We start from the raw sequence: 15,767 nt of genomic DNA on the forward strand, positions 1-15,767 counted from the left end.
CGCGCCGGGTGCCGGTAGTCGGAATGTCGATGTTACAGTGTTCCTACAGCGGCGGTGCACAAAGTGCCAGAGATCACGCAGCCTAAGCCGCACGCGGGCGCCGAATCGGGCTGGGTGCTGCGCTTCGCCGGCCTGGTTTCGCCCGGCGGGCCGGTGCTCGACCTCGCCTGCGGCGGCGGCCGACATACGCGTCTGTTCCTCGGCCTCGGCCATCCCGTCACGGCCGTCGACCGCGACCTCGCCGGCGTGGCGGACCTGACGGGCACGGGCGGGCTCGAGCCGGTGCGCGCCGACCTGGAGGACGGGAGTCCCTGGCCCCTTCCCGGGCGCCGTTTCGCCGCCGTCGTCGTGACCAACTATCTCCATCGCCCGCTGCTGCCGCAGCTGCCCGGCCTGCTGCAGCCCGGCGGCCTGCTGCTCTACGAGACGTTCGCGGTGGGCAACGCGGCCTACGGCCGGCCCGCCAACCCGGACTATCTCCTGCGCCCCGGCGAACTGCTCGACGTGCTGCGCCCGGCGCTCGACATCGTCGCCTACGAACACGGCCTCATCCGGCGCGCCACGCCCGCGGTCGTCCAGCGGATCTGCGCGGTGCGGCCACACCCGACCGATACGGAGATGCGGCCCCTGCCGCTCGCCGAAGCCTAGCCCCGGATCCGCTCGCCCTTCGGGTCGTACCAGGGGGCGAGCTGGACGCGGGCGGGGTGGCGGGACCAGGCGACCTCGACCGCCCACGTCCCCGCCTCCAGCCAGTCGCGCGATACGCCCTCCGGACAGGCGACGTAGCCCATGCCGAGCGACTGCCCAACGCGATGGCCCCACATGCCGGAGGTGGTGGCGCCGACCGGCACGCCGTCGCGCAGGATCGGCTCGTCGCGATAGAGCAGCGGTGCGGTGACGCCGGCGTCCTCCATCGCGATCTGCACGAGGCGGCGGCGCGGCGTCCCTTCCGCACGCCGCCGAAGCAGGGCGTCGCGGCCGACGAAGTGGCCGAGCGGCCCCTCGGGCTTCTCCCAGGCGACGGCGAAGCCGAGGCCCGCCTGGACCGGATCGTCCTCCTCGCCGATGTCGTGGCCCCAGTGGCGGTAGCCCTTCTCCAGCCGCAGCGCGTTCATCGCGTGATAGCCGGCGAAACCGAGGCCGAGCCCCTGCCCCGCATCGACCAGCGTCTCGAAGACGTGGGCGGCGAACTCGGCCGGCACGTAGAGCTCCCAGCCCAGCTCGCCGACATAGGTGAGGCGCGTGGCGCGCACCCTGGCATAGCCGATCTCCACCTCCCGGCTGGCGCCGAAGGGAAAGGCCGCGTTCGAGAAGTCGTCGGGCGACACGGTCGATAGGAGGTCGCGCGACCGCGGCCCCATGACGCCCAGCATCGGCAGGCCGGAAGTCACGTCCGTCACGGTGCAGTGCGCGCCGTCGGGGACGTGGCGCCGCAGCCAGGCGAGGTCGCGCACCTGTCCCACCGCAGTCGTCACGACGAGAAATTCCATCTCCGCCAGCCTCGTGACCGTCAGGTCCGCCTCGATGCCGCCGCGGGCGTTGAGCCATTGGGTGTAGACGGCGCGGCCCGGCGCCACGTCGATGCGGTTCGCCGAGACGCGCTCCAGCACGGCGAGCGCGTCGCGTCCCTGGACGAGATATTTCGCGAAAGACGACTGGTCGAACAGCGCGACGGCGTCGCGGGTGCGGCGGCATTCGGCGCCGCAGGCGTCGAACCAGTTCTGTCGGCCGTAGGAATAGACGTATTCGGGCGTCTCGCCGTCGCGGGCATACCAGTTCGGCCGCTCCCAGCCAGCCGTCTCGCCCATGCAGGCGCCGGCGGCGACCAGCCGGTCGTGGAACGGCGAGCGCCGCGCGCCGCGCGCCGTGGCGTACTGCCGGAACGGCCAGTGCATGTCGTAGAGCAGGCCCAGCGTCTCCGACACGCGCGCGCGCAGATAGCGCCGGTTCGACTGGAACGGCATCATCCGCCGGGCATCGACGTCGGCGAGTTCCATCGGCGGATGCCGGTCGCGGATCCATTCGGCCAGCACCTTGCCGACGCCGCCCGACGACTGGATGCCGATCGAGTTGAAGCCGCAGGCGAGGAACAGGTTCGGCAGTTCCGGCGCCTCGCCCAGCAGGTAGCGGTCGTCCGGCGTGAAGCTCTCCGGCCCGTTGAAGAAGGTGCGGATTCCGGCACTGGCCAGCAGCGGCAGGCGGTGCGTCGCCTGTTCCAGGATCGGCTCGAAGTGGCCGACATCCTCGGGCAGCGCGTCGAAGGCGAAGTCCGCCGGGATGCCGTCCATGCCCCACGGCTTGGCGACCGGCTCGAAGCAGCCGAGCAGGATCTTGCCGGCGTCCTCCTTGTAGTAGGTGCACTCGTCGGGCACGCGCAGCACCGGCAGGCCGGCGGGCAGGTCGGCGATCGCCCCGGTCACCACGTAGAAATGCTCGCAGGCGTGCAGCGGTACGTTCACGCCCACGGCCGATCCCAGTTCGCGCGACCACATGCCGGCGGCCAGCACCACCGTGTCGGCGCGCACCGGGCCCTCGGCCGTCATCACCCCCACGGCCCGGCCGTTCTCGACCAGGATGCGTTCGACGGCCACATTCTCGACGATGCGCGCACCGCGCATCCGCGCGCCCTTCGCCAGCGCCTGGGTGGTGTCGATCGGGTTCGTCTGGCCGTCCTTGGCGAGGAAGACGCCGCCCTTCACGTCACGCGTCTCCAGGATCGGGTAGCGCGCGGCGATGTCGGCCGGCCCGATCACCTCGACCTCCAGGCCGAAGTTTCGGGCCATCGAGGCGCCGCGCTTCAGCTCCTCCAGGCGCGCGTCGTTCAAGGCGACGGCGATCGAGCCGTTCTGCCGGAAGCCGGTCGCCTGCCCCGTCTCCGCCTCCAGCGTCGCGAACAGGTCGGACGTGTATTTCGCCAGTTCCGTCATGCGGCGCGTGGCGCGCAGCTGCCCGACGAGGCCCGCCGCGTGCCAGGTCGTCCCGCAGGTGAGCTGGCGCCGCTCCAGCAGCAGCACGTCGGTGATGCCGAGCTTCGTCAGGTGATAGGCGATCGAGCAGCCGGCGACGCCGCCGCCGACGATGACGACGGAAACCCGGTCGGGAAGCGGCTGGGACATGCGGCGGGACCTCGGGCGAGCGTGGGTGGGTCGATCGACGGGCGCATTGTGGCCGCTTCGGCCGGCCGCGTTAACAGCCGACGCTCTTGCACCGCAGCAAAGCGCGGCACATGCTCCCCGTTCCTGCGCCGGGGGCGGTCGGGGTCCCTGCCCGTTGGGGGGCGGGGGCGGAAGGAGAGCGGGATGACGATGATCGGACTGGGCGGGCCGGGCGCGCACCTGCGCGCGGCACAGGGACAGCGGCACATGATCGCGGCGGGGCACAGCGCGGCCACGCAGGCGGGCTTCGCCATCCTCGAGGCGGGCGGTAACGCCGTGGATGCCGGGGTCGCCGCCGGCATCGCGCTGGGCGTCGTCGTGCCGGACGTGGTGAACGTCGCGGGCGTCGCACCCATCATGATCCGCATGGCGGAGACCGGCGAAACGGTCACCATCGCCGGCCTCGGCGGCTGGCCGAAGGCGGCGAAGCCCGAGGTCTTCCTGCGCGACCATGACGGCCATATCCCCGACGGCCTGCTGCGCACCGTCATCCCGGCGGCACCCGAGGCGTGGATCACGGCGCTGGAGCGCTACGGCACCATGACCTTCGGCGAGGTCGCGTCGGGTGCCATCCGACTGGCGGCGGAGGGCTTCCCGACCAGTTCGCTGCTGGCGACCTTCATCGCCTCGCACGAAGCGGAATATCGCCGCTGGCCGTCGAACGCGGCGATCTTCCTGAAGGACGGACGCCCGCCGAAGCCTGGCGAGCGCTTCGTGCAGTCGGACCTCGCCGCCACCCTGCGCTACATGGCAGACCAGGAGCGGGCGAAGCGCGGCGACCGGGCCGCCGGCCTGCGGGCGGCGCGCGACGCCTTCTACCGCGGCGACATCGCCACCAAGATCGTGAAGTTCCACGCCGAGAACGGCGGTTGGCTGACCGCCGACGACCTCGCCTGCTTCCGCACGCCGGTCGAGCCGCCGGTGGTGACGACGGTCATGGGACTGGAGGTCTATACCTGCGGCGTCTGGTGCCAGGGGCCCCTTCTGTCCCAAGTGCTTCGCATCCTGGAGACGGACGATCTCGCCGCACTCGGCCACAACAGCCCGGCCTACATCCACCTGCTGACCGAGGCGGTGAAGCTGGCCTGCGCCGACCGCGAGCGCTGGTACGGCGACCCGCGCTTCGTCGACGTGCCGCTCGACGGGCTGCTCTCGTCCGCCTATGCCGCCCTGCGTCGCGGCCTGATCGATCCGGAGCGTGCCGCGCCCGACATGCCGAACCCCGGCGACCCGCGCACCATGCGGGCCGAGACGACGCCGTTCGGCACGGTCTCGCCCGCGAAGGACGGACCGGGGCCATCGCGCGACACCTCCTATGTCTGCGCCGTCGACCGCTGGGGCAACGTGTTCTCGGCGACACCCAGCGACGTCTCGAACGATACGCCGGTCATCCCGGGCACCGGCCTCTGCCCCTCCTCGCGCGGCTGCCAGTCCTTCGCCGTGCCCGGCCACCCCAGCGCCCCGGTGCCGGGCAAGCGGCCGCGCCTGACGCCGAACCCGGCCATGGTGCGCTTCGGCGAGGACGTCTTCATGCCGTTCGGCACGCCGGGCGGCGACGTGCAGGTCCAGGCGATGACCCAGGTTCTCCTGAACCTGTCGGTGTTCGGCATGGACCTGCAGGCCGCACTGGATGCGCCGCGCTTCGCCAGCTACAGCTTCCCCAGTTCGTTCGAGCCGCACGACCACCATCCCGGCCTGCTGAAGCTGGAACGGCTGCTGCCGGAGGCCACGGCGGAGGCGCTGACGGCGCTCGGCCACCGGGTGGAATGGTGGCCGGACCGGACATGGCTCGCCGGCGGCGTCTGCGCCGTCGTCGCCGACAACGCCTCCGGCCTCAAGCTCGGCGCCGCCGACCCACGCCGCCACGGCTCGGCACTGGGGGCCTGAGCGCTGGGGGCTTAGCGGCGGCAGTCGGGCGCCGGTGGCTCGGCTTCATCCGGCATCGACCGGTTGATCGCCGACAGGAGCGGCGGCAGGTTCTCGTGGACGACCGCCCAGACGCGCTCGTCGTCGATCTGTGCATAGCCGTGAACCAGCAGGTTGCGGAACGCCACCACACGGGGAAGATCCGGGATCGTCTCTGCGATCTCGGGCACATGGCGGGCGAGTTGCCCGAGCGCCTCGCCTACTATGCCAAGCTGCCGTTCGACCGCCGAGCGGAGCATGAGGTCGGCCAGATAGTCCTCCAGCGTCCTGCCGCTGACGAAGGTTCGGACGGCCTCCGCCGCCTCGCGGGCATCCCAGAGGTACTTGCGCGGATCACGCCGCATAGAGCAATTCGCGGCTGCGCGCGATGTCCGCCCTGAGATAGGGGTTGCGCACCGCCGTGGCCTCGACGAGGTCGACCGGCCTGCCGAACAGGTCTTCGAGCGCTTCCTTGAAGCCCATGAAGCTGTCCAGTGCGGCCCGGCCGGTTTCCCGTTCGAACTGCACCAGCAGGTCCACGTCGCTGGAGGACGGGTCGAAGTCCGCCCGGGCAGCTGAGCCGAAGACCTCCAGCCGCTTCACGCGAAAGCGCCGACAGAGCGCCGCCACCGCCTCCCGCTGCTCGCTGATCGTCGGGTGCATGCAGATGGCTCCAAGACCGTAATGCACAGCGGATTCATAGCAGATGCGCCCGCCGATGTCGGCCCTGCGAACCGCCGCAGCGGCAGAGCCTCAGGCCGCCATCTCCAGGATCTCCCGCACCTGGGCCGGGCTTTCGATCTTGCGCGGATTGGTGTGCGTCCAGCGGTCGTGCATCGCGTTCTTGGCGACCAGGTCGAACTGGTCCGGCCCGACGCCGACGGCCGACAGGCTGCGCGGCAGGCCCAGGCCGGCGATGAACTCGTGGACCACGTCGGCGGGACGCTCGCCGGAACGGCCGAGCGCTTCCGCCACCAGCTTCTGGCGCTCGGCGTTGACGCTCTCGTTCCAGCGCAACACGAAGGGCAGCATCACGCAGGAGGTGTAGCCGTGCGGCACGCCGCAGGTGCCGCCCAGGACGTGGCCGATGGCGTGGCTGGCACCCTTCGGCACGCCGGAGCCGACACCGGTCATCGACAGCCACGCGCCCAGCTGGCAGTCGAGCCGCGCCTGCAGGTCCGACGGGTCGGCCTTGACGCCCTTCAGCCCGCGGCCGAGCAGGCGCAGGCCGTGCAGATAGGCGCCGTCGCAGAAGGCGTCGGACTGGACCGAGCAGATGCCCTCGACGCAATGGTCGACGGCGCGGATGCCGGTCGAGAGCCACAGCCATTCCGGCGTGTGCACCGTCGGCGCCGGATCGAGGATCACCGCGCGCGGCATCAGCTGCGGATGTGCCCAGGACTGCTTCACCTTGGTGCGCGGGTCGGTGCAGCCGGCGGTCATGCCGAACTCGCCGCCGGAGAGCGTGGTCGGCACCGAGACCTGGCGGACCTTCGGCGCATCGAACACCGGGTTGTGCCGCGTCCCGTCGGCCTGGACGACGCCGCGGAAGGGCTCCAGCCCGTCCATGTCGCGGATGTCGTGCTGCAGGCAGATCTGGATGATCTTGGCCGCGTCCGTCACCGAGCCGCCGCCGAAGGTGAGGATAAGGTCGGCACCGGCGTCGCGCGCCACGGCCGCCGCTTCGATGACCGCGTCGCGCGGCGTGTGCGCCGGCATGCGGTCGAACTCCGCGGCGTAGCGGGCGCCCAGCGCGTCGCGGACCTTGGCGATCTCGTCGGTCTCGCGGTTCAGCGTGCCGCTGACCAGCAGGAAGACGCGCTCGGCGCCGATGCGCTCGGCCTCGGCCAGGACGGCCTCGGCGGCGGGGCGGCCGTAGACGACGCGCTCCATGCTGGGGAAGTTGAAGACGCCCGACTGGACCATGTGCCCGCTCCCTCGTTGTCGCTTCATCTCTTGTCGTTTCACGTGCGGCGCCCGGCCGTCATCAGCCAGAGCACCGTTCCGCCCGCCGCGGCGACCGCACCCATGGTCGCGAAGGCGACGCTCCAGCCGGTCAGGCCGTCGCGGCCGAACAGGTCGAGCACCATCCCGAACAGCACGGGTCCCACGAACCCGCCGACCGCACCGGCCAGGGCGAACAGCCCCATGGTGGCACCGCGCGTCGCCGCATCCGACGCCGCCACGGCGCCGCCGCTCAGCGGGCCGGAATCCGCCAGCAGCAGCATATTGTGCAGCACGACGGGGATCAGCAAAAGCAGCAGCGGCTGCCCCGCCGCCAGCGCCACGAGGACGGCAGCGGCACCCGACGCCCCCATGGCGACCGACGCCGTCCGCGCCATGCCGAAGCGCGCCCCCACCTCGCCCGCGATCATGCTGGCCGGGACGCCGATGAAGTTGAGACCGGTGACGATCAGCGCCAGCGTCCAGACCGAGCCGTCGTGCAGGCTCAGCCCGCCGGCGAAGGTCAGGAAGGCGACCGTCCAGCCGCGCACACCGATCAGTTCGACGCTGTGCGCCAGATAGCCGACGATACAGCCCATGGCGCGCCTGTTCCGCAGCACCGGGCCGTAGTTGAAGATCCGCCGCGGGCCGCTCGGAGCCTGCGGCGGCTTCGGCGGGATTGCCACCGCGAGCGCCGCCGCCGCCAAGTTCAGGACACCCGGCACGATGAACGCCCAGCGCCAGTCGAACACCTGCGACAGGCCGATCGCGATCAGGACCGACAGGCTGGAGCCGACGGCGAAACTGGACACGTAGAGCGAGGCGGCGCGCGCCTGGAACGGCCCGTCGATGCGGTCGCCGAGCGCCTTGAGGCCCGGGACATAGGTGGCGGCGAGGCCCAGCCCCTGCAGCGACCGGTAGGCGGCCGCACTCCAGAAGCCGTCGGCGAACAGGCCGAAGCCGATATAGCCGGCGGCGTTGGCCAGCGCCCCCCAGATCAGCAGCCGCCGCGCGTCCATCCGGTCGGTGATCGCCAGGAACGGCACGGCGATCATGTAGGCGAGGTTCGGCATGCCGTTCAGCCAGCCGGCCTCGGTGTTGGTCAGGTCCCATTCAACAATGAAGCGCGGCAGCAGGGCCGCGAACGCGTGCAGCCCCATCAGCGTGAACGCCAGAAAGGCGCACGCGAGCACGAGCAGACGGACAGGGGACATCGAAGTCAGGAAATGGCCTGGGCGGCGGAGGGTCGCGGCGGGATGGCCCGACAGGTTAGCGGTCGGCGCGGGCGGCGCCTATACCCTCCGACGTCACGAGCCGGATGTGGATCGCCCTACCGCCCGGCGATGTACTCCCGCATGGCCGAACTCTCCGACTCCAGGTCGTCGAGGCGGCGCTTGACCACGTCGCCGATACTGACGATGCCGGCGAGGCGGCCGTCTTCGATCACGGGCAGGTGGCGCACGCGGTGACGCGTCATTTCCGCCATCACCGCTGGGACGCCGTCCGCCATGCTGCAGGTGTGGATCGGCGCCGACATCGCCGCCGAAACCGGCATGGCGAGGGCCTTGGTCCCGCGCTCGGCGAGAACGCGCACGACGTCTCGTTCCGAGAGGATGCCGATCCCGGTCCTACCATCGAGGCTGACGACCAGGGCGCCGATGCGTTTGGCGGCCAGTGCGGCGACCGCCGTCTCGACGGTCGCATCGGGGGCGATCGTCGCGACGTCGCTGCCCTTGGAGCGGAGTATTGCGGCCACTGTCATGGCGACCTCCCCGAATGGTCCGGGCGAAAGACTACACGCGTTCCGCCGCAGGCCGTTAGAGATAAGCGCACTTGCATCCGGCCGGCCGAACCGCGACTTTCCGGTGATGTATGGGTCCCCTGCCCGATCACGGGTGACGGCCGTCCTCGGGCCGACCAATACCGGCAAGACCTACCTCGCCGTCGAGCGCATGCTGGGGCATCGCTCGGGCATGATCGGTTTCCCGCTGCGCCTGCTGGCGCGCGAGAATTACGACCGCATCGTCGCCGTGAAGGGTGCGGGCAAGGTCGCCCTCGTCACCGGCGAGGAGAAGATCGTCCCGCCGAACCCGTCCTGGTTCGTCTGCACCGTCGAATCCATGCCGCTCGACCGGCCGGTCGCCTTCCTGGCCGTGGACGAGATCCAGATGGCGGCCGACCCGGAGCGCGGGCACGTCTTCACCGAGCGGCTGCTGCATGCGCGCGGCCTCGAGGAGACGATGTTCCTCGGCGCGGACACCGCCCGGCCGCTGATCCGGGCATTGGTGCCGGGCGTGGAGTTCATCGCCCGGCCGCGCTTCTCCAGCCTCACCTACACCGGCCCGCAGAAGGTCACGCGCCTGCCGCCGCGTTCGGCCGTCGTCGCCTTCTCGGTGGCCGAGGTCTATCGCATTGCCGAACTGGTGCGGCGCCAGCGCGGCGGCACCGCCGTCGTCCTGGGGGCGCTCAGCCCGCGGGCGCGCAACGCCCAGGTCGCGATGTACCAGGAGGGCGAGGTCGACTATCTGGTCGCGACCGACGCGATCGGCATGGGCCTGAACATGGACGTGCGCCACGTCGCCTTCTCGGCCCTGCGCAAGTTCGACGGACGCAACCCCCGCCCCCTCACCTCCGGGGAGGTGGCGCAGATCGCCGGCCGCGCCGGCCGGCACATGAACGACGGCACCTTCGGCACGACGGCCGAGGTCCCTGGGATGGACCCCGAACTGGTGCAGTCGATCGAGGAACACAGTTTCGAACCCCTGCCCTCGCTGTTCTGGCGCAACGCCAGCCTGGATTTCTCCAGCCTGAAGGCACTCGCCAACAGCCTGGAGATCAGGCCGCCGCATCCCGGCCTGATCCGGGCCCGCGAGGGAGAGGACCAGGAGGTGCTGGCCACACTCTCCCGCGACGAGGAGATCGCCCGCGTCGCGACGACCCGCGACCGGATCGGCCTGCTCTGGGACGTCTGCCAAGTGCCGGACTTCCGCAAGACGCTCACCGACGGCCATGCCCGGCTGCTGGGCCAGATCTACAAGCATCTCGTTTCGCCCCAGGGGCGCCTGCCCGCCGATTTCGTCGCGGACCAGATCGAGCGGCTGGACCGGACCGAGGGCGACATTGACGCCCTGATGGCGCGCATCGCCGCGACACGCACCTGGACCTACGTCTCGCACCGCGCCGGCTGGCTGGAGAATCCGGCCGAGTGGCAGGAGCGCAGCCGCGCCATCGAGGACCGGCTGTCGGACGCGCTGCACGAGCGGCTGACGCACCGTTTCGTCGACAAGCGTGCCGCGACGCTGGTGCGGCGCCTGCGCGACGGCGGCGAACTTCTGGGCGCGGTAACATTGGCGGGGACGGTTCTGGTGGAAGGCGAACAGGTGGGCTGCATGACGGGTTTCCGTTTCGAACCGGAGGCGGTGGGCGTCGGCGAGGATGCCAAGCCGCTGATGGCGGCCGCACAGCGCGTGCTCCGCGGCGACATCGGCGCACGCGTCGCGCGGTTCGCGGCGGTGCCGGATGCCGAACTCGGCCTGGACCCGGAAGGCCGCATCCTCTGGCAGGGCGCGCCGGTGGCACGCCTGCTGCCGGGCACGTCGCCGCTCTCGCCGCGGGTCGAGACCCTGCCCGAGGAACTGCTCGAGGCGCACCACCGCGAACAGATCCGCACGCGCTGCGAGGCATGGCTGAACGAGACGCTGCGGCGGCGCATCGGCGCCCTCCTGCACCTGCGCGACACGGTCGAGGGCGATTCCTCGGTCGGCGGCGCGGTGCGCGGCCTCGCCTTCCAACTCGGCGAGTGGCTGGGCGTCGTCCCGCGCGCCGCGGTGCGCGACCAGGTCGCGGCGCTGACGCCGGAAGAGCGAAAGCGGCTGGCCGCACTCGGCCTGCGGATCGGCATCGACTCGGTCTGGCTGCAGCCGCTGCTCAACCGCCGCGCCGCCCGTACACGCCTGCTGCTGTGGGCGATAGCCGCGGGCCGCGCGGCCGATCCGGCCCTGCCCGCCCCGCCCCCGGACAAGGCCGGCTGGATGGCGGTCGAGGACGACACGCTGCCGCCGCAGGCCTGGGCCGCTCTCGGCATGCGACGGGTCGGCAGCATGGCCGTTCGGGTCGATCGGCTGGAGAGGCTCACCGCGATGCTGCGCGCCGCGGCACGTCAGGGACCGTTCGCCGCGACCGACGCGATGGCGGCGGCAATCGGCTGCCCGCTCGCCGCTCTCGAAGCGGCGTTGCCCGCCCTCGGCTACTCGGCGCGCACGCAGGAGGACGGCACCACCGTCCATGCGGCGGAGCGCACCGAGCGCAAGCGGCCGCCGCGGCGGCGCCGGAAGCCCCAAGAGACAGCGGCGGCTTCCACCGCACCTTCTGCCGAGACGCCCGCAGAAGAGCCCCCGGTGCGGGCCGCGAAGCCGAGGCCACCGCGGCCCGAACGGCCACACTCGGCGCGCCGCGACCCTGAAGACTCGCCCTTCGCCCGCCTGCGCGAACTCACCTTCCGCGAATAGGCGCCCGCCTCACGACGGCAGCGGCAGGCCCTCGGCCTTCAGGGCGGCCGACTGGCGCTTCTTCAGCGCCTGCGCGTCAAAGTCCTTCGTCAGGTCGTGGAACAGCTCGTGCCAGTTCATCTCGGCCTGGAGGTGCATGAAGACCGACCCCAGGCCGATCGCGGCGCGGTCCATCAGCACGAACTCACGCGGCGGCTTCACGCCGCCCATGCGGCGAAGCTCCGCGTGGACCTTGTGCGCCACGCCGGCGCCGTACTCGATGCCGAATTCGCCGTCGGCGATGCTGCGGGCGCGCTTGTCCAGGATCGGGCCGTAGAGATAGCCGGCCCACTGGTTGAGCACGGCGATCATCTCTTTCGAGAGGTTGCTGAAGCCCCAGCTCTCGTAGGCGTGCACCGCCAGCGCCTCGTCGCCCTCGTCGAGCGCCCGGTAGAGGTCGATGACGCCCTGGACGAAGGCCGGCGGAAAGACCCGGACGCAGCCGAAGTCGAGCAGGTTGACCGTGCCGTCCGGCCGGACGCTGTAGTTGCCGAGATGCGGGTCGCCGTGGATGACGCCGTAGCCGTAGAACGGCACGTACCAGGCGCGGAACATGTTGTAGGCGATCCGGTTGCGCTGCTCGAGCGGCGCGTCCACCGACTGCATCAACGGCGCACCGTCGAGCCAGCTCATGGTCAGGAGCCGGTCCGTCGAGAGGTCGTCGTGCGGCTCCGGCACGTGCACGCCGGGCTCGTCGGTCAGCATGCGGCCATAGAGGCGCATGTGCCTGGCCTCGCGCCGGTAGTCGAGCTCCTCGCGCAGCCGGTCGGCGATCTCGGTGTGGATGTTCTCGGTCTGGATGGCGCGGTCGTAGCGCTGGTAGAGCGAGAAGATCAGCCGCAGCTGGCCGAGATCGGCCTCCACCGCGGAGGCCATGTCGGGATATTGCAGCTTGCAGGCGACGGTCTCTCCGTCGAGCGTCTTCGCCTTGTGCACCTGCCCGAGGGAGGCCGCATGCGCCGCCTCGTGCGGAAACTCGCCGAAGCGCTGCAGCCAGTCCGGTCCCAGTTCGGCCGCCATGCGCCGGCGCACGAAGGGCCAGCCCATCGGCGGCGCGTCCGCCTGGAGCTGCTTCAGTTCGGCGGCATATTCGCGGGGAAGGACGTCGGGCAGCGTGGCGACGATCTGCGCCACCTTCATCAACGGGCCCTTCAGCCCGCCGAGGGCGACCGCCAGTTCGCTGGCGTTCCTGCCGCGGTCGCCTTCCCAGCCGAGACGCTGGCCGGCAAAGCGGGCGGCGATGCCGCCCATTGCCGTGCCGACCTTCGCATAACGCCGGACCCGTCCGGAGAAGCGGTTGGCTTCGGTGCCGTCCGCCATGCTCTCACCATCTGTTTCGGGAAGCGGGGCACCCGTCGGATGCCCCGCATCAGATGGTGTATCTGGGCTACTCCTGCCCTTTGTAAATCCGCACCAGGCGGTCGAGCATCGCCAGCGCTTCGTCGCGCGGGCGCTGGAAGGTGTTGCGGCCAATGATCGAGCCGTTGCCGCCGCCGTCGCGGATGGCGCGGGCGTCGTCGTAGACCGAGTCCTCGCCCTTCGCCGCACCGCCCGAGAACACCACCAGGCGCCGGCCGTTGAAGCAGGCCTGGACGACGTGCTTCACGCGCGCCGCCTGGGTCGAGACGTCGACCGGATGCTTGTCGTAGACCTTCTTGGCTTCGCCCTGTTCCATCTTGTCGGTGGAGAGCTTCACCTTGATGATGTGGGCGCCCATCAAAGCGGCCATGTGCGCCGCATAGGCCCCCACGTCGATCGCGGTCTCGCCATCCTTCGACAGGCTGCCGCCGCGCGGATAGGACCAGACGACCGTCGCGAGGCCGACGGACTTCGCCTCGACGATCAGCTCGCGCAACTCCTCCATCTGGTCGAATGCCATGTCGGAGCCGGGATAGATCGTGAAGCCGATCGCCGAGCAGCCGAGGCGCAGCGCGTCGTCGACGCTCGCCGTCACCGCCTGGTCCGGTGCTTCGCCGCCACGGGACAGCGAGTTCGAGCTGTTCATCTTCAGGATGAGCGGCACCTGCCCCGCGAAGGTGTCGGCCCCCGCCTCGATCATGCCGAGCACCGACGCATAGGCGTTCAGGCCGGCGTCGAGCGCCATCTGAAAGTGATAGTGCGGGTCGTAGCCGGCCGGGTTCGGCGCAAAGCTGCGGGCCGGGCCGTGCTCGAAACCCTGGTCGACCGGCAGGATGATCATCTTGCCGGTGCCGCCGAGCTTGCCGGCCATCAGGATGCGGGCGAGGTTCGCCTTGGTGCCGGGATTGTCGCTTTCGTAGCAGGCGAGGATGTCCCTCACCTTGCGGCTGATCTTCATCGGTGCGTGCCCTCGACTGACGTTAAGCCGGACAGATACGGTCTCGAAACGTTGCGGTTCCTAGCAAGCCGTGGCGGATCAGTCCACAACCACCCGCCGCTCTGCCTCCGTATCAGCGGCCTTCCGTCTGCCAGGGGTCCCAGAGCTCGCCCTCTTCCTCCGCGCCGGCACCGCCGGCCCGGTCGAAGTCGAACCCGGCCTCGGCCCGGTAGAGCGCACCGCCGCGGCCGAGAAAGCTGGAATAGAGGGTGAAGCTGGCGACCGGGAACGGCGCCTCGCGAAAGCCCGCATGCTCGGCCAGGAACGACTGGACGCGCGCCGGCGGCGCGTCCTTCAGCCGGGCGAGCGTGACGTGCGGCAGGTATCGCCGCCCCTCCGGCGCCAGGCCCACACGCTGGAGCGCCATGTCGACCGAAGTGTGAAGCCGCTGCAGCGGCGCGCTCGGCGCGACGCCGGCCCAGATCATCCGCGGCCGCCGCCCCGTCTCGAAATGCCCGACGCCTTCGAGCGCCACGTCGAACGGCTCGGCCCGCACCCCGGCCAGCGCCTCGATCACGTCCTCGACGGTCGCGCCGTCGACCTCGCCGATGAAGCGTAGCGTCAGGTGCAGGTTCTCCTCAGCCACCCAGCGCGCACCGGGGACCCCGGCGGCCAGGGAGGCCAGCCGCTGCCGCGCGGTCTCCGGCAGGTCGATGGCGACGAACAGACGCATGGTCGGACCAAAACTGCGCAGGCTCAGACGAACAGCGCCAGCACCCCGGTATACCCGTAGAGCCGGTTGCGGGAGATTTCGCCGTTGGCGAAGAAACCGGCCAGCGGGAAGTCGCCGAGTTCCTCCGAAACGATGCCGAGTTCGCGCGAGCCCGCACCGAACATGTTCGGGCCGCGCGCCAGGCAGGACACGTAGATGCCGCCCTTCGGCGGCCCCTCCAGGCGCGAGCGCACGTCGCGCAGCATCCGGCGCAGGTCGCGCTCGGCACTGTCCGGGTCGCGTCGGCAGAAGATGACGCGCGCACCGGGATCGACGGCGGCGCCGATCGCGATCGCCCCCGCCTCCGGATCGGCCCCCATCAGGTTGCGTACCAGATAGTCGCCGCCGTCGCTGCCCGGCACCGGCAGGGCGACGTGGATGGTGGCGATGCTGCGCTTCAGCCCGCCGGCGTCGGAGACGCCCAGATCCTCCTTCAGCGCATCGAGGGCGAGGTCGCCGTCGAGCGTATGGATCACGTTGCGCTCCGACCGCGTGACCGTGCGCGCCGGGCCGATCGGCGAGCAGCCCTGGCTGAGGCCGGCCGCCATCGGCAGGTCGGCCGCGAAGAGCACGCCCGACAGGCCGCGCTGGGCCACCGTGGTCGCCACCTGCGGCATCTGGCCGCGCGACGAGGTCAGCCCGCCGATCAGGTAGGCGCCGGTCCGATCGGCGGTGTCGCCGAGCAGTTCGACCAGCTCGGTGTTGCGCGGGTCGGCGTGGACGAGGCCGAGCGCCGGCTTGTGCTTCACGATCCACTGCGCGAGGTCGGCGGCGATCTCGTCGTCCTCGCCGCGCCGCTGCGGCAGCAGGCGGAAGCCGTCGGGCGGCAGGGCCGCGACCATGACCGAGGCGGCCGGCTCGTCGAAATATTCCCGGCCGGCGGCACAGATGCCGAGGCCGACCGTCCCGACCCAGTCGGCGATGCCCGTCTCCTGCCGCAGCAGGTCGAGGATGCGCTGCATGTCGTTGGCCAGGGCGTCGGTGACGTAGACGAATCCCAGATTGGCGTCGGCCGGCAGGCGGCCGAGATCGTCCAGACAGCGCCGGATCACGGGCTGCCATGCGGTTCCGGCGGCATGGCCGGCACGGAAGGTGACGCTGGCATCGCTGGTCATCGCTCGATCCTCTCGTCTGCGCCGGGGCGCCGG

The 15,767-nt window shown here is 71.0% G+C and carries 13 protein-coding genes; 3 read left to right on the forward strand and 10 right to left on the reverse strand.

Annotated elements, in window-relative coordinates; translation table 11 throughout:
• The first annotated feature begins 63 nt into the window (after positions 1-63).
• Positions 64-648 (forward strand): class I SAM-dependent methyltransferase, encoded by a 585-nt coding sequence (locus ABIE65_RS03855; RefSeq protein ID WP_354075621.1) that lies wholly within the window; start codon positions 64-66, stop codon positions 646-648.
• Here the strand turns inward: ABIE65_RS03855 and ABIE65_RS03860 are convergent.
• Complete coding sequence (locus tag ABIE65_RS03860; protein ID WP_354075623.1) at positions 645-3,116, reverse strand: GcvT family protein; 2,472 nt, start codon at positions 3,114-3,116, stop codon at positions 645-647. The two genes, ABIE65_RS03855 and ABIE65_RS03860, sit on opposite strands and share 4 nt — an antisense overlap.
• Before the next feature lie 183 nt (positions 3,117-3,299).
• On the opposite strand from ABIE65_RS03860, the gene ABIE65_RS03865 reads away from it, so the two are divergent.
• Positions 3,300-5,042, forward strand: coding sequence for a gamma-glutamyltransferase family protein (locus ABIE65_RS03865; RefSeq protein ID WP_354075624.1), 1,743 nt, complete (start codon positions 3,300-3,302; stop codon positions 5,040-5,042).
• 11 nt (positions 5,043-5,053) lie between these two features.
• Here the strand turns inward: ABIE65_RS03865 and ABIE65_RS03870 are convergent, their stop codons facing one another.
• The 5 genes from ABIE65_RS03870 to ABIE65_RS03890 form a co-directional block, all read right to left on the reverse strand.
• A complete protein-coding gene (locus tag ABIE65_RS03870) occupies positions 5,054-5,425 on the reverse strand; it encodes a HepT-like ribonuclease domain-containing protein (protein WP_354075625.1) in 372 nt (123 codons plus the stop codon).
• Positions 5,415-5,723: a nucleotidyltransferase family protein gene (locus ABIE65_RS03875; protein ID WP_354075627.1), complete on the reverse strand. Its 309-nt coding sequence runs from the start codon at positions 5,721-5,723 to the stop codon at positions 5,415-5,417. Before ABIE65_RS03875 ends, ABIE65_RS03870 begins: the two co-directional genes overlap by 11 nt.
• A 90-nt stretch (positions 5,724-5,813) precedes the next feature.
• Positions 5,814-6,986 (reverse strand): iron-containing alcohol dehydrogenase, encoded by a 1,173-nt coding sequence (locus ABIE65_RS03880; RefSeq protein WP_354075628.1) that lies wholly within the window; start codon positions 6,984-6,986, stop codon positions 5,814-5,816.
• Positions 6,987-7,024: 38 nt separating this feature from the next.
• Positions 7,025-8,218: an MFS transporter gene (locus ABIE65_RS03885; protein WP_354075630.1), complete on the reverse strand. Its 1,194-nt coding sequence runs from the start codon at positions 8,216-8,218 to the stop codon at positions 7,025-7,027.
• Positions 8,219-8,334: 116 nt separating this feature from the next.
• Positions 8,335-8,766 (reverse strand): CBS domain-containing protein, encoded by a 432-nt coding sequence (locus ABIE65_RS03890; protein WP_354075632.1) that lies wholly within the window; start codon positions 8,764-8,766, stop codon positions 8,335-8,337.
• A gap of 133 nt (positions 8,767-8,899) precedes the next feature.
• On the opposite strand from ABIE65_RS03890, the gene ABIE65_RS03895 reads away from it, so the two are divergent.
• Positions 8,900-11,512 (forward strand): helicase-related protein, encoded by a 2,613-nt coding sequence (locus ABIE65_RS03895; protein ID WP_354075634.1) that lies wholly within the window; start codon positions 8,900-8,902, stop codon positions 11,510-11,512.
• A 9-nt stretch (positions 11,513-11,521) separates the two neighbouring features.
• Here the strand turns inward: ABIE65_RS03895 and ABIE65_RS03900 are convergent, their stop codons facing one another.
• The 4 genes from ABIE65_RS03900 to ABIE65_RS03915 form a co-directional block, all read right to left on the reverse strand.
• A complete protein-coding gene (locus tag ABIE65_RS03900) occupies positions 11,522-12,871 on the reverse strand; it encodes an ABC1 kinase family protein (RefSeq protein ID WP_354075636.1) in 1,350 nt (449 codons plus the stop codon).
• A gap of 67 nt (positions 12,872-12,938) precedes the next feature.
• Positions 12,939-13,868, reverse strand: coding sequence for a class I fructose-bisphosphate aldolase (locus tag ABIE65_RS03905; protein ID WP_354075638.1), 930 nt, complete (start codon positions 13,866-13,868; stop codon positions 12,939-12,941).
• Positions 13,869-13,980: 112 nt separating this feature from the next.
• Positions 13,981-14,580 (reverse strand): RNA 2',3'-cyclic phosphodiesterase, encoded by a 600-nt coding sequence (gene thpR, locus ABIE65_RS03910; protein ID WP_354075640.1) that lies wholly within the window; start codon positions 14,578-14,580, stop codon positions 13,981-13,983.
• 23 nt (positions 14,581-14,603) lie between these two features.
• Positions 14,604-15,734, reverse strand: coding sequence for an FIST signal transduction protein (locus tag ABIE65_RS03915; protein ID WP_354075642.1), 1,131 nt, complete (start codon positions 15,732-15,734; stop codon positions 14,604-14,606).
• Between the last annotated feature and the right edge of the window lie 33 nt (positions 15,735-15,767).

This window comes from Constrictibacter sp. MBR-5, from assembly GCF_040549485.1.
Taxonomy (GTDB): Bacteria; Pseudomonadota; Alphaproteobacteria; order JAJUGE01; family JAJUGE01; genus Constrictibacter.

Bases quoted from the DNA above. Each gene is read 5' to 3' on its own strand.
- ABIE65_RS03890 (WP_354075632.1), bottom strand. From the start codon at position 8,766: ATGACAGTGGCCGCAATACTCCGCTCCAAGGGCAGCGACGTCGCGACG.
- ABIE65_RS03905 (WP_354075638.1), bottom strand. From the start codon at position 13,868: ATGAAGATCAGCCGCAAGGTGAGGGACATCCTCGCCTGCTACGAAAGC.
- ABIE65_RS03865 (WP_354075624.1), top strand. From the start codon at position 3,300: ATGACGATGATCGGACTGGGCGGGCCGGGCGCGCACCTGCGCGCGGCA.
- ABIE65_RS03870 (WP_354075625.1), bottom strand. From the start codon at position 5,425: ATGCGGCGTGATCCGCGCAAGTACCTCTGGGATGCCCGCGAGGCGGCG.
- ABIE65_RS03885 (WP_354075630.1), bottom strand. From the start codon at position 8,218: ATGTCCCCTGTCCGTCTGCTCGTGCTCGCGTGCGCCTTTCTGGCGTTC.
- ABIE65_RS03860 (WP_354075623.1), bottom strand. From the start codon at position 3,116: ATGTCCCAGCCGCTTCCCGACCGGGTTTCCGTCGTCATCGTCGGCGGC.
- thpR (WP_354075640.1), bottom strand. From the start codon at position 14,580: ATGCGTCTGTTCGTCGCCATCGACCTGCCGGAGACCGCGCGGCAGCGG.
- ABIE65_RS03875 (WP_354075627.1), bottom strand. From the start codon at position 5,723: ATGCACCCGACGATCAGCGAGCAGCGGGAGGCGGTGGCGGCGCTCTGT.
- ABIE65_RS03900 (WP_354075636.1), bottom strand. From the start codon at position 12,871: ATGGCGGACGGCACCGAAGCCAACCGCTTCTCCGGACGGGTCCGGCGT.
- ABIE65_RS03880 (WP_354075628.1), bottom strand. From the start codon at position 6,986: ATGGTCCAGTCGGGCGTCTTCAACTTCCCCAGCATGGAGCGCGTCGTC.
- ABIE65_RS03915 (WP_354075642.1), bottom strand. From the start codon at position 15,734: ATGACCAGCGATGCCAGCGTCACCTTCCGTGCCGGCCATGCCGCCGGA.